Annotated in this window: 10 protein-coding genes and 5 pseudogenes; 3 read left to right on the top strand and 12 right to left on the bottom strand. The window is 60.2% G+C overall.

Going from position 1 to position 13,088, the window contains the following annotated elements; genetic code table 11:
* Positions 1 to 289: 289 nt before the first annotated feature.
* Positions 290 to 434, bottom strand: a pseudogene (locus ACIQLI_RS17540) (IS630 family transposase); the annotation flags it as partial.
* 297 nt (positions 435 to 731) lie between these two features.
* On the opposite strand from ACIQLI_RS17540, the gene ACIQLI_RS17535 reads away from it, so the two are divergent.
* Positions 732 to 2,000 (top strand): MFS transporter, encoded by a 1,269-nt coding sequence (locus tag ACIQLI_RS17535; protein ID WP_400390685.1) that lies wholly within the window; start codon positions 732 to 734, stop codon positions 1,998 to 2,000.
* Between the two features lie 326 nt (positions 2,001 to 2,326).
* On the opposite strand, the pseudogene ACIQLI_RS17530 reads toward ACIQLI_RS17535, so the two are convergent.
* Positions 2,327 to 3,403: pseudogene (locus ACIQLI_RS17530) on the bottom strand (IS110 family transposase); the annotation flags it as partial.
* 288 nt (positions 3,404 to 3,691) lie between these two features.
* A pseudogene (locus ACIQLI_RS17525) lies at positions 3,692 to 4,271 on the bottom strand (DDE-type integrase/transposase/recombinase); the annotation flags it as partial.
* A 253-nt stretch (positions 4,272 to 4,524) separates the two neighbouring features.
* Between ACIQLI_RS17525 and ACIQLI_RS17520 the strand changes: the two are divergent.
* Positions 4,525 to 5,575, top strand: a pseudogene (locus ACIQLI_RS17520) (IS110 family transposase).
* Positions 5,576 to 5,595: 20 nt separating this feature from the next.
* On the opposite strand, the pseudogene ACIQLI_RS17515 reads toward ACIQLI_RS17520, so the two are convergent.
* A pseudogene (locus ACIQLI_RS17515) lies at positions 5,596 to 5,901 on the bottom strand (transposase); the annotation flags it as partial.
* Positions 5,902 to 6,115: 214 nt separating this feature from the next.
* Here ACIQLI_RS17515 and ACIQLI_RS17510 point away from each other — a divergent pair.
* Entirely contained in the window at positions 6,116 to 6,397 is a 282-nt protein-coding gene (locus tag ACIQLI_RS17510) for a DUF6881 domain-containing protein (RefSeq protein WP_400390683.1), read from the top strand.
* A 16-nt stretch (positions 6,398 to 6,413) separates the two neighbouring features.
* On the opposite strand, the gene ACIQLI_RS17505 is transcribed toward ACIQLI_RS17510, so the two are convergent.
* From ACIQLI_RS17505 to ACIQLI_RS17470, 8 genes are all read right to left on the bottom strand, one after another.
* Entirely contained in the window at positions 6,414 to 7,181 is a 768-nt protein-coding gene (locus ACIQLI_RS17505) for a hypothetical protein (RefSeq protein WP_400390682.1), read from the bottom strand.
* A gap of 85 nt (positions 7,182 to 7,266) precedes the next feature.
* On the bottom strand, positions 7,267 to 7,869 hold the full coding sequence (locus tag ACIQLI_RS17500) for a hypothetical protein (protein ID WP_400390680.1): 603 nt from the start codon (positions 7,867 to 7,869) through the stop codon (positions 7,267 to 7,269).
* Positions 7,862 to 8,215: a helix-turn-helix domain-containing protein gene (locus ACIQLI_RS17495; protein ID WP_400390678.1), complete on the bottom strand. Its 354-nt coding sequence runs from the start codon at positions 8,213 to 8,215 to the stop codon at positions 7,862 to 7,864. Before ACIQLI_RS17495 ends, ACIQLI_RS17500 begins: the two co-directional genes overlap by 8 nt.
* The gene (locus ACIQLI_RS17490) at positions 8,208 to 8,543 is read right to left on the bottom strand and encodes a tyrosine-type recombinase/integrase (RefSeq protein ID WP_400390675.1); all 336 of its coding nucleotides are present in this window, start codon (positions 8,541 to 8,543) and stop codon (positions 8,208 to 8,210) included. The genes ACIQLI_RS17495 and ACIQLI_RS17490 overlap by 8 nt, the downstream gene beginning before the upstream one ends.
* Positions 8,544 to 8,930: 387 nt before the next feature.
* Positions 8,931 to 9,407 (bottom strand): hypothetical protein, encoded by a 477-nt coding sequence (locus tag ACIQLI_RS17485; protein ID WP_400390673.1) that lies wholly within the window; start codon positions 9,405 to 9,407, stop codon positions 8,931 to 8,933.
* A 74-nt stretch (positions 9,408 to 9,481) separates the two neighbouring features.
* The gene (locus ACIQLI_RS17480; RefSeq protein WP_400390671.1) at positions 9,482 to 10,126 is read right to left on the bottom strand and encodes a recombinase family protein; all 645 of its coding nucleotides are present in this window, start codon (positions 10,124 to 10,126) and stop codon (positions 9,482 to 9,484) included.
* A gap of 258 nt (positions 10,127 to 10,384) precedes the next feature.
* Positions 10,385 to 10,978 (bottom strand): short chain dehydrogenase, encoded by a 594-nt coding sequence (locus ACIQLI_RS17475; protein ID WP_400390669.1) that lies wholly within the window; start codon positions 10,976 to 10,978, stop codon positions 10,385 to 10,387.
* A gap of 181 nt (positions 10,979 to 11,159) precedes the next feature.
* Positions 11,160 to 12,704: an APC family permease gene (locus ACIQLI_RS17470; protein WP_400390667.1), complete on the bottom strand. Its 1,545-nt coding sequence runs from the start codon at positions 12,702 to 12,704 to the stop codon at positions 11,160 to 11,162.
* Positions 12,705 to 13,088: the final 384 nt, after the last annotated feature.

Genomic DNA, 13,088 nt, shown 5'->3' with positions numbered 1-13,088 from the left:
GAATCTCAACGACCTATACGCCTTTCTCACACAAACCGTAGGAGCCCTAAATGACATCCGCAGCCTGGAAGTGACGCCGATCTTAAGTTCAGTTAAACGGACCGGCCGGGTGCGCCAATTCGATCCATCGGCGCCGCAGTGACCCTTATGCGAGCAAGTCTGTGCGGCCTTGTGTCCATCTTCTGACTACCACCATGGCGGGACCTGAAGGTCCCGTTTTGGTACGCCCAAATAGCACAGGTTCAGCCGCAGCAAACTATTTCCCGCGTCCATCGGCCTTTAGGAGTGACCGGACGTAGTCGTGGGTGCCCTTATCCGGCACGCCCAGGCTTCATTGGGAAGGCCGGCTGGGACCGGGCGCGCGCCTGGACCTGGGACTCCTCGTCCATGGAGAGCACTACAGCAAATTCGGGCGGGTTCAAGTTGAGGCCCATGCCGCCATAGCCCCGGGGCGCTGCCGTATTCACAGTCGAAGCCAACCACGGGGTGGGCAGACTGCCAACCGTTTGCTCGCTACTGCTCCGCCAGCGAGCGGGCGGAGCGAGGGTTCACTTGTAACGAAGTATTGACGCCAGTCAGAAAAGTTTTGCATACTTAGTGGACTCCCTGTGACCTAACTCACTCCCAGTCGGGAATTCGGATAGTCCTCTCTTGGCCCAGCCAGGTCACAGCAGTCCCTATGCGACTTTCACATGGACCCAAAAGACTCTTCGAAGCAAGGAAAGACCAAAATGGAAAATGCCAAAGAAAAAGCTCTTGAGAAAACGGGGGCGGCGGTGCCCTTACTGCTATTGTTCCTTGCAATCGTGGCCGACGGATTTGACACCGCAGCTCTCGGCTTCATCATTCCAACCTTGAGCTCAGAATGGGGCGTAAGGCCGTCAGACTTGACGGTGCCGTTGCTCCTGACCAATCTCGGTGTGGTTATCGGGTATGTGGCCTCCGGTCGACTGTCGGCTCGTTTCGGTCGCCATAAGGTGGTTTGGTTATCTGTTGCGTTTTACTCCGTTTCAGTTGTCTTGACGCCTCTTGCAGGTGCTGTCCCGGGGCTTTCGGCGTTCCGTTTCGTTACAGGTCTAGGGCTTGGAGCGGTCCTTCCCGCAGCGGTTTCGCTTGCGGTGGATCTGGTTTCACCACGTCGGCGGGACGCGGCGGCTCTCTTCGTTGCCATGGGGCTGGCAGTTGGAATTACCCTCAGTGGGCTCGTAGGTGGGGCAATCATTCGACTCTTCGGCTGGGAAGCCGCATTCTGGGTTCCGGGAGTCGCGGCCATGGTGCTCGTTCCGTTCATGGTGTGGAAGTTGCCGAATGTGGCACCGACCGGCGCGCCAGGGCTGGCGGTCACCAAGAACGCCGGCGTTCTGTCACTATTCGCCAAAGGTCTGCGCGCCCGCACATCTATGCTCTGGGCCTTTGCCTTCTTTGCCTTCATCACCCTCTACATACTGCAGTCATGGTTGCCCACATTCTTGCTTGAATACGGCTTCTCGCCCGAGCAAGTTCCACTCGGGACTGCAGCCTTGGGGTTCGGAGGGCTTATCGGAGGCCTGTCACTCGCCCTGTTGTCCGCACGCTTCAGCGCGCCCAAGCTGATCACGATTGGACAAGGCATCGCATTCGTAACCGTCCTGATTTTGGCGCTCGTTCCCCTCGGATTCGTGGGACTACTTGTACTGATCGGGCTCTCCGGTGCCGCTCAGAGCACCGGCACAGGGGGTCAATCTGCCCTTGCCATTCGGATGTACACGCCAGCCGCGCGCACAACGGGTGTGGGACTGTCGGCAGCTCTAGGGCGCTTGGGCTCGATCGTTGGCCCAGCAATTGGCGGCCTGCTACTCGCTTCGGGGGTGCCCGCGAGCACAATCCTCCTTAGCGCGGCAATTCCTATCCTCGTTGCAGGTGTGATCGTAGCGACAATGACACGCCTGTTCTTTGCCAATCCTGGTCGAGATGTTACAGAAGGCCGAAGAGAGGCTGCGGTAGCTACGGTCGGGGAATAGAGCAAGGCATAGAGTGGGAGCCAGGGGCGGAGACGACGCGTTTCAGCTTTCTGTTCTTGACGGATTGAGCCGTATACGTCATAGAACGTCAGTGCCCTTAAATATCCGGCAAACCACTACGTCTAACAGCGCCCCGACGGTGCTGCGGCGAGCGATAGTGCAGCTCCTGACGCAGCCGATGCTTCAGTGAAACCGCACTCTAGTAGCAGTGCGGTTTCACTGCGGCTCCGTTTGGGACTGCCCCGGCTTTTGTTGACTCGGGGTCTTAGGCCGCAGTGAGCGCGGTCCGGTTGATAGTTCCATATGCGATGGGCGTGAGTCTTGGCGCTGGTGTTGGGGATGAGGTGCTGGCTGCCGGGGTTGAGGATGAAGTAGTCCTCGCGGGCGAGGTATCGCTTCAGGCAACGGATGATCTCCATTTTGGGGTGTCCTTCGGCGGTCTTTTTCTTGACGTAGGCCTGCGTTCTCGGCTCGAGCCTGATCCGGCTGATGAGCGCGACATACAGTGCACGGTTGGCTTGACGGTCGCCGCAGCGGCTGAGTCGGTGCCGTTGTGTCATTCCGGATGACGCTGGCAGGGGTGAAACGCCGCAGAGCATGGCGAACGCGGCTTCGGACTTCATCCGGTTGGGGTTGTCGCCAACTGTCACGAGGAGCTGTCCGGCGACTTCGATGCCGATCCCAACACGGTCGAGGAGTTGGGGGCGAGGGCCTGAACGATGGGGTTGATGAGTTCGTCCAGGTCGGCTATTTCGTCAGTGAGTTCCAAGTAATGGCTGGCCAGGAACTTCATCGAGACTCGGTAAGCGGTGACGTCATCGGTGGCGTTTGAGACGTCGGGCCGCCATGCGGCGAGGGTGCGGATCAGCTGCATCCGGGTCAGGTGGCGGGACCTGGTCGCGAAGTTCCTCCGGTGAGGAGACGATCGACATACGAAGAAGCTGTAGGGCGCCGCGGTACTCCCGGACCGCGTGGGCAAGGGTAACGCGGAGTATGCGCAGGGCTTCGACGGCTCCGTCCTTGCTTTTCGGGATGCTCGTGCGTCGGCCGTGCAGGGCGCGGGCTGCATCAATCGCGCCGAGATCGTCGTCCTTGCCTTTGGGGCGACGGTCGGACCGTTCGACCTCCAGGATCATGACGCCGGCTTTGGCGAGGTGCCGGGCCAGGCCGGCGCCGTAGGATCCGGTGCCCTCGACGCCGACCCGAGCCAGGTCACCGAACTCGCCGATCCAGGCAAGCATCGCCCGGTAGCCGGTGCGTGTGGTTGGGAAGCTCATGGTGACCAGCACTGTCTCGCCGGCGTCGATGTCGGCGGCGACGCGGAGTTCATTGTGCGTTTCGACGCCAGCGAAGACGGGCGTCGGAGCTTTGTCCGCGTCGCTGGGTGAGTGCGCTCTGGTCATGTCGTTTTCCTCCGGTCTATTCGGCGTGCGCAGGGCACGGCCCCGCGCATCGACCGACCGGCGGACAAGACAGTGATGAGCACCTAGGTGCAGGCTCTCCTTAAGTCACCCCACCGGTGAGGCGTAGCGCCTCACCCGGGCACTCCCTGAGGACTGACAAATCCGGGGAAAGACAACAACGTCGATCGGAGTGAGAGTCAAGAACCGTGGGCACCCGGCACCAGCGTCCAATCCCATCCATCAGTGTGCGAGTCAATTACATCCGAAAATACCGGTGCAAACTGTGTCTCGATCCGAATGCACCACGGTCCCTGCAGGGTTGCGTGCCAGCACCGCGTTCTCCAGTGCCGCCACGGCAAGCGAGGACTTCATCCGCGAGTCCGTCGAATACCCGACGATCCGCCCGGAACAGACATCCTTCACCGCGCAGAGGTAGAGCTTGCCCTCGGCCGTGGGATGTTCGGTGATGTCTGTCAGCCACAGCACGTTGGGGGCCGCGGCGGTTAAGTCCCGCTCGACCAGACCGTCATGAACCGGTGGCCCGGGTCTGCGGTTCAGGCCGCGTTTCCTCGAGAACACCGACCAGATTCCGTGGTCCCTGCATAGGCGCTGGACCCTGTTCTCGCCCGCCGTGATGCCCTTCCCAGGAAGTTCGTCGGCGATAAACCGGTACCCGAATGCTGGGTCGTCGGCGTGAATGTCCAAGGCGGCGTTGACCAAGTGCGCATCCAACCAGTCCCGTTCGGTTACCGGGTTGGTTCTCCAGCGGTAGTAGCCTTGCTTGGCTGTTTTTCAACACCCTGCAGGTTACCGCCACTGGAACACCGTGGGCGGCAAGGTCCGTGACTAGCGGGTAGATCTGTAATGGTCCTGTGCCGGCCCGAGGTTGGCTGGCAGGCTGGTCCCGGAGGACGGCGTGTGACTCAGGGGATATCCGACCCGCTCTGCGGTGTCTTGAAAATGACTCGTCCGCACCATTCTCCGGGCACAGGCCTGCCCGCGCGGATGACCTGATCAGAAGACTGTCCACCACTTGGGTGTGAGTCGTTACAGATGCGTCTCCAAGCGACCCAGGCCGGCTCCTGTCACCTGTCCGGTTCACTAGAAAAGGAGAACGCACCATGGCGATCATTGCCGAGGAATTCAAGTTCGTCGTCGGGGTCGACACCCATGCCCGCACCCACACTTTCACAGCCGCTCACGCGACCACCGGGGCAGTGGTCGACACCGCCGCGTTCCCGGCTACCTCCGCGGGAACGGACCGTGCGGTCAACTGGATCCGGCGGCGTACAGGCGGGGGTGAGGGTCTTCGCTGCTGTTGAGGGCACATCCTCCTACGGTGCCCGGCTCACGCAGGCCCTGCTTGCCGCTGACATCGAAGTCGGCGAGGTCAGGCCTCCTACCCGCTCATCACGGGCACTGACCGGCAAATCGGATCCGATCGATGCCGAAGCCGCAGCCCGTTCAGTCCTGGGGCGACCCCGCGATCAGGTGACAGAACCGCGTGGAGCAGGCACCCGGGCCACGATCAGGATTCTGCTTGCCAACCGGTCCCTGCTGGATCACCAACGCACCGCGAACCGCAACGCCCTCACCGTTCTGCTCCGCGGAACCACCCTCGGGATCGACGCCCGGTCATCCCTGCGGGACGCGCAGATCACCGCCATCGCGGCCTGGCGCAGCTCATACGTCGTCGACCCCATGGTCCAGATCGCGCACGCCGAGGCCAAACGACTCGCACTGGCAGTCAAAGACCTCACCGGCCGGCTCGCCGAAAATCACAAAGCCTTGGCCCAACTTACCGAAGAACTGGACCCGGGATTGCAAACCACCCCCGGAGTCGGGCCCGTAACAGGAGCGATCATCATCTGCGCCTACTCCCACCACGGCCACATCCGTTCAGAAGCAGCCTTCGCCGCCCTCCGAGGTGTTGCACCACGCCCTGCATCCTCCGGCAACACCACCAGACATCGGCTCAACCGCTCCGGAGACCGCCAACTCGACCGGGCCTTCGACGTCATCGTCCGCACCCGCATGAGCTTCGACACCCAAACCAAGGACTACGTGACCCGCAGCCGGGCAACAGGGAAATCAAACCGCGAGATCCGCCGGAACCTCAAACGCTACGTCTGCCGCTCCATCTTCCGCCAACTGCAAACCATCATGGCTTGACAGAACCCATAGAAGAGTCATTTTGGGTTGATGTCCCTGGCCAGATAGGCAGCCGCCCGGCGCAGAATCCCGTTCTCCTGCTCCAGCAGACGGTTGCGCTTCTTTAGCTCCAGCAGACGGTTGCGCTTCTTTAGCTCCCGCATCTCGGCCGAATCACCGCCGGCAGGTCCGGCTCCGGATTCTTTACGTTCGGCAATGGCAATCCACCGCTTAGGCGTTGTGACTGACAGCCCGAAATCTTTTGCAATCTGCGCCAGAGGCGCTTCGCCCTTGCGGGCCACATCAAAAACATCCTGGCGGAACTCCGCCCCATAAGCCGTGGGCATGGTCAACATCCTTCCACGAGCACAGGCTCGCTAGGTCAAGGAGTCAACAAAACCGGGGGCAGTCCCGATCTAAGGAGTCGTCGCCCCGGACTGGGGTGATATCTACTTCTACTCGTCCTACCTAACTGGCATGCACGGTTATTTGTGAGGCGGGAGTAAGCCGTTTTCGTCGCACGTGACGTTCACTTGGGGGTTAGGGTCCTATGGTGTTGCTATGGAACGGCACCAACGAGTGGAATGGCACCACAACTTCGATGAAGAGCCGCTGGTCATCTATAGCGCGATAGACGCCAACGGCTTTGAGATACGCAAAGTCGAACAGTTTCGGGACGGCACCTCCACTTTCGCGGACGAGTCAACGACTACCGCGACCACCTGGCTCTCGGAAGTTGCCGTTCCATCTTTGGACGAGATCGCCGAACAGTCTGAGTTCAAAGCAGAGCCTCGAAGCATCGACTTTCGAAGCCGTCTGGCGATCCGCTCACGAGGAGCGTAGGTAGGTAATTTGCCCGCTATTTGCGTGCGGCAATGTATTGGGCATAAGCAGCGGCTGAGTCTGCGGCGTGGCGTTCGATGGTTGCGGGGGAGTAGCCGAGGGTTTCGGCGATGATGGCCACGGGTGCGAGTTTGGTGAGTTCGTGGAGGGTTCCGAGCCTCGCGGCGCGGGTGCTGAATAGCTTGCTGAGGCGTGTAGTGAGGTGTCCGGGGTGGATGTGTCGTCCAAGAGAGGCTCCGCGGAACACCCACCTGGTGTTGGGGTGCGAGGCGGTCAGGTCGTGGCCTGGGTTTGCGGCGAGTTCGCGCCATGGTTGGGCCAGTGGATCCGGCAGCGCGATCTTAATTGTTCCGAGCTGGATGGTGACCAGTTCGTCGGTGATGGTCACGTCGTTCCAGGTTAGCCGTGCGATGTTTTCGGCCTGTTGTCCGAAAACGAGGATGAGGATCGCGGCGGCCCGGTCGCGTGTCTCTAGTTCGTCTTCGAGGATGACTCGTTTGAGTGCTTCGTCCTGTCCGGGCTTGGTGAGTCTTGGGCTGGTGCCGCGGCGGCGATGCGGAACGATGGTGAGACCGGCTGGGGCGGCTTTGGTTTTGATGGCCCATTTAAGGAATCGCTCGGCAATGCGCCGGGTTGTGGGCCCCTCGGCTTGCCATACGTCGAGGTGGGATTGCTGTAGCTCGGGCAGTTTGATGTCATGGCCGGTGAGCCAGTTGAGGAGGTCGATGGCCACGGTGACTTCCTGTTTGACGCGAAGGAAGGTGCCGCGCGTAACTTCGTCCATGAGATTCATGCGTCGCTGGTGATGCCAGCGGATGTAGCAGCGGACCACGTCAAGGTTTTTGAGGGTCGCTGACGCGTTCGAGGGCTTATGCGGCCCAGTTGTTGTAGCGCATCCGGAGTTCGTCGCGTTGGGGGAGCACCCCGTGTTCTGTGAGAAGTCCGCGGACGTATTCGCGGGTGCGTGAGTCGGGTAATTGGTCGAAAATTTCGTGGGTGATCTTTGGTGCGACTGCGAGGTTGCGAAGGAACGCGGTGACGTGCTTTTGGCGTATCCAGGTCATGCCGCTGTTGGCCCGTTTCATAGACTTCAGCGTCGCCCCCAGCGGGATCAGATCCTTGGCGATGGCTCCCGTGGCCGGGTCGGTGAGCAGGTCGTCTACGACATTGCCGAGGGCGCAGGTCCAGCAGCGCCCGCCGCTGTCAAGTTCGTCTTCGGCTCCGCAGCTCACGCAATCGACGTTGAGCCGAATGCCGGAGCACCGGCGGCATGTCGGCTGCTCATCAATAATTCCGGGCAGGACGCCTTCGTGTCCGAAGGCGCAGATGCCACGGGTGCGTTTGGCTTGCTGGTAGCAGTAGCCGCAGACTCCGCCGTCGGGCCACCGTGCGACGGTTTGGTGGTGCTGGCCGCAGCGGTTGCAGGGGACCGGCAAGCGGATCGGGTCCTCTGCTTTGCGTGGCCTACTCACCGTCCTCAGGTGTGACGAGGCGGATGCGCTTGGCGATCGTGTTACCTGGTTGGATTCCGAGGTCTTCGCTGCGCTGCGGAGCGTTTGCCGTCGCCGCGGCGCGCATCTCAACGAATGGTTCGAAGAGGTCGTTCGGGGTGCAGTCCAGGATGTCGCAGAGCGCTGCGAATGTTCTGGCCGGGATGCGTTCGGGTGTGGCCGTGACCAGCCGGTAGACCTGGCTCTCGGAGAGGTTGATTCCGCGGGATCTCAGAAGCGGCATCAATTCGGTGGTCTTCCAGAGGTTGCGCTTGGCCATGAGGGCACGCAAGTTCCAGCGGTAGCCGATTCGGCGCTGTTCAGGCATCGGGGTCCTCCAGGGTCGTGATGCGGCGTGCGATCAACTGCTGCACGGTCTTCTGCTTGAAGTCCGACGATACCGATGTGTAGAGGCCGGTGGTCGAGGCGTACGAGTGGCCGACCTGTGTCTGCACGAATGCCGGGTCGTAGCCGGCTTCGATCAAATGGGTGACATAGGAATGCCTGAGGCAGTGCAGTCCCAGTTCCTTGGGCAATCCAACGGCGTCCCGTGCAGCTGCGAAGGAATCCCCGAAGGAACCAAGCGACATGCGGGCGCCCCGCTCGCTGGGCCACATCGCCGATGACCGGTCCGCCGTTGCGAAATTCGCCCGCATCCCTCCGGATGTCCACGTCCTCAGCTGATCCACGACCCAGTCGAACTCCGGCACGGTCAAAACGGTGCGCCGCCTGGGCCCCTGAACCTGCAGTGCCTTTGGCGAACCGCACCTGGATGGCACCGAAGCGGCCATAGTCGGTGACGTGAGGATTGGGGCCGAAGTCCTCCAGATCCAGCATCGTCATCTCCCGCCGGCGAAGCCCGTAGGCATAGCAGACCTTGAACGCCACAGAGTCGCGGAACAGGGGCAGCCACCGCTTGGTTCCCGCAGCATATTCACGGTCGACGAGATCGTCGATATGGTCGAAAATCCGTTGCAGTTCCGCCTTGGTGAACGCCCGCCGCGCTGCCGGGACGGCGTCGTCGGTCGTGTGCCTGGGCGTGTTCAATTCAAGCAGATCTGGCTTGGAATATCGCCGAAAGTACGTTCGCAGAACTCACCCCAGCCGTAACCAGGATACGTCAGGTAGGAGCAGAACATCGCCACGGCGTTGCTGTAAGAGCGCAGCGTCTTCAGGCTGATCGGCTTCTCACCGGAACGCAGTCCGGCCAGGAAATCATCGACGTCTGCCGGACGCCATTGCCACGGAAATTCACCTGTGAATTGCTGGAACCGTTCCAGCAGCTGGCAGCGTTGCTTGATGGTCTGCGTCGTGAGCCCACGGGCCAGCATCTGCGCCCGACAGCCATCCAGCATGGCCGTGAAAACACGCTCGTCGGCCCTGAACAGCCCAACGTCCGGGTCCACCAGCATCCGCGGGACGAAGCCCGGAACGGCACCAATTACTGCAATCCCTAAACCATGGAAACATGCATTAGATGCAGGAAACCTATAGCTTTCAGATGACGCGCGCTTGATCATGAAGGTATGCAAAACTGCTTCCGACCTGCGGAAACGCCAAAATCTTCAGCCGACGGGAGTTTTCGCATCCACTTCTACTCGTCCCACTTGGACGCCGATAACGGACCATATGTCGTGTTGCCTATTGGCCTAACTGAAGGTGGAGCAGCAGGGTCAGAAGGTACGGCATGCCGCAGGTATTGATACACCGTTTCCCGGCTGATCCCGTAGTCCTTCGCGAGGATTGACTTAGGTGTTCCGCTAGCCGCCCTTCTTGCCAATTCGTTGGCTTGGTCTTGGGTAAGTGCCTTTCTGCGGCCACGGTAGGCTCCGCGTTGTTTGGCGAGGGCAATGCCTTCCCTTTGGCGTTCCCTGATGAGTGAGCGTTCGAACTCAGCGAAGGCCCCCATGACGGAGAGCATGAGGTTGGCCATGGGGGAGTCCTCACCGGTGAAGAGCAAGTGCTCCTTGACGAACTCCACCTGCACGCCCTTGCCCGTGAGAGCTTTGACGACGAATCGGAGGTCATCCAGATTCCGTGCCAGCCGGTCCATACTGTGCACCACGACGGTGTCTCCCTCGCGGGCGAAGCGCAGCAACTCGGCCAGTTCTGGGCGGTTGGTGTCCCTGCCCGAAGCCTTATCCGTGAAGGTTCTGTCGAGGGCTTGCCCATCAAGCTGGCGTTGCTCGTTTTGATCCAAGCTGCTGACTCTCACGTACCCGATCCGCTGACCAGCCATGGTACACACTCCCAAATCAGTGTCAGGTTTGAATCAAGGTGCCGCGCAACATGCTGTCAAGAAGGTTAGGAAGGATCCTATTCTGACACTCTGGGCCGTCAGCCTGACGTCAGGTTGGGGTGTGCCCCAATTGGACGAGGGACGGCTTGTAAGCCAAGGTTTCCCGGCTTGACCACTCCGCAGGCTGGTCGGTAATGATTGTGCTCCAGCTGTAGTGGGGGTAGCAATGCTGCCAGGATCAGTGCTGGCGCGGTCTAGCTAGCCGAGCGAAAATATACGACCGGTTTGGATGCCGTCAACGGATTTCACGTACGCCTGTCCCACGATTTCGGCTGGAATGCGTGAAAACCCGGGGAAGTAGTCGTGATAATTGGTGGCTTCCTCCAAGACGGAAGGACTCACGGCGTTGATGCGCAGTCCGCGTGGGAGTTCTGCAGCTACGGCCATGACGAACGACTCGAGGGCGCCGTTGGCCAGGGAAGCGACGATACCTGTATTGATTGGCTCTCGCGCCAGAACCCCAGTCGTGAGCGTCAGGGAACCCGCGTCGTTCAAGTAGGGAACGCCCAGGCGCACTAGGTTGACCTGGCCGAGGACTTTGTCTTGGATGCCCCTCTTGAAGTCTTCTTCGGAAAGATCTGCCATCGGCTTAAATGGGACCGAGCCCGTGCACGCCACAACCGCATCCACTTTGCCGACCTTCTCGAACATATTTTGAATCGACGCTGTATCAATCAGGTCGACTTCGACATCTCCCGAACGCGAGGCGCGGATGACTTCATGCCGTTCCGCCAATGCGTTCGCGGCTGCCGTTCCCAAACGTCCACTCGCACCAACGACCAAAACTTTCATACGGATCTTCCTAACTTTTATGCAAATTGTCTGCGTACCTACAGCGAAAAGGCCTTGGTTGTGTCCCGGGGAATGGTCCGCTGCTGCAGCCGCAATAGCTCAGGCAACCGCCGACCCGGACTTCGGCTCAATTTGAGCAGCGGCCCGGAGTTCCGGAGCCGCTGCCTTCAGGATAGGAGTCTTACTTCGATTGGCTTAGGAGCCTTGCAACCTCGATCGCGTCACCCTCAGGCGCCGTGGACTTGCGGTGCGGCTTGGCGACCAGCATGTAGATGGTGCCTACGGCTACGACTGTCAGGAAGCCGATGAGGGCGATCCACCTGTCGGTGGGAGCAAGGCTTTCGTCGCCGGACGGCATTGCCAGGACAATGATGGCCGCAACTCCGTACACAAGCGCCGCCACGTTCACCAAAGCTCCCCATCTTCCGAGATTCCAAGGCCCTGCCGGCTTCCATCCCTTTGAGCGGGCACGTAAAGCAGCGAAAACCACCATTTGGAATGAGAAGTAGACAGCGATGACTTGGAAGGCTGCGATGCGGAACAGCGAGTCGGGAAAGAAGAGCACAAATACGATAAGAAGGACTGGTACTACGTTTACGGCCAGAAGGGCGTTCACCGGAACGTGGCTGCTCCTCTTAACCTTCGCAAGATGGCGAGCCCCCGGGAACATGTCGTCGCGGGCGAAGGAATACACCAGCCTGCTGACTGCTGTCTGCTGCCCCATAACCCCCGCCATGAACGAGGTCAGTGCAACAATGATGAACACCTTGGAACCGAAGGTTCCCAGTGTGTCCTGAAGGATGGTGGGAATGGGGTTGGTCGTCTCCCCGCTGACAATGCTTTGCAGGTTGGGAGCTGCCAGCACATAGCCGGCAAAGGCGAGGAAGGCAGAGCCGCCGCCCACAATGACCGTAAGTGCCATGGTGCGGGGGATCATACGCGCGGGGTTGGGCGTTTCTTCCGCGATTTCGCCGCAGGACTCGAAGCCGTAAAGCATGTACAGGCCTACGAGAGACGCGCCTAGGAACGCTGCGACCATGCCGTTTTCGGACACGGTACCCATGGTGTCGAACAGGATGGGCAGGTCGTGCTTCCGTTGGAAGATCAGCAGGTAGAGGCCGAGGAGGATGACACCTGCGAGTTCTGCGAAAAGGCCGATCTTGGAGATACGTGCCAGCGTACGCGTGCCGGTCAGGTTGAACAGAAGGCAAATTACCAAGACCACTATTGCAATCAGGGACTTTTGCAAAGGTGACGCCGATACTGAGGGCTCTTCCGGGGTGCCCAGGAAGAGACTTGCCACGAAGTCGGCACTGAACAGCGCTGTCGTTGTAATGCCGATAGTGATGCCTGCTGTGTAGATCCAGGACATGAGCCAGGCGTACGAGCCGCTCCATAGACGACGGGCCCACTGGTACAGGCCTCCGGCCAAGGGGAACTGCGAGACAACCTCTCCAAAGACCAGTGCAACCAACAGTTGGCCCACGCCAACGATCAGGATCCAGAAAATGGATGCAGGGCCGGCCGATGTGAGGCCGAGACCGAAGATGGATACGACACCCACCATTGGGGAAAGATAGATGAATCCGAGAGCAAAGTTGCTCCAGAAGCCCATCTTCCGGTCGAGCTTCGGCTCGTATCCTAGCGCCCTGAGGTGGTCGTCGTCGGACGACACTCTTACGCTTGACTGTTGCGCCGCATCGGCGCTGTTTGTTGGGCTAGACATGGGAGCCTCCGCATGCTGGGCGGTCTGGTCCAGGGGCTTATCCCTGACTGGACCCAAACCTCGATTGGTCCTTGACGAATACGTTCCGTCACTTTCAGCCCGGCTAGGCGTCCCGCCTGCCAGCTCTGAACTAAAGGCTAATCTGTTTTACCGTTAATGGCAATGGATCTTTGTGACGCTTGACACCCTGTCGCGTAACAGTCGGCGTTAGCCGGAATCAAGAAGGGCCGCGCCTGCCTCTTCCCGGTACCGCCCGCCGTCGGGCGAACCCTCGAACTGAAAATCCACTATCCTTAACGGCAAAAGTACATTACCATTATCGGTATATTGACCCTCCAAAAGGGTCTCGGGGTAAAAAATCCACCTGGTCCTAGCCGTCCCCGG

The organism is Paenarthrobacter sp. NPDC091669 (genome assembly GCF_044756725.1).
Classification (GTDB): domain Bacteria; phylum Actinomycetota; class Actinomycetes; order Actinomycetales; family Micrococcaceae; genus Arthrobacter; species Arthrobacter bambusae_C.
Note: the sequence above shows the minus strand (reverse complement) of the source record. Positions and strands in the feature narration are given on the sequence as shown.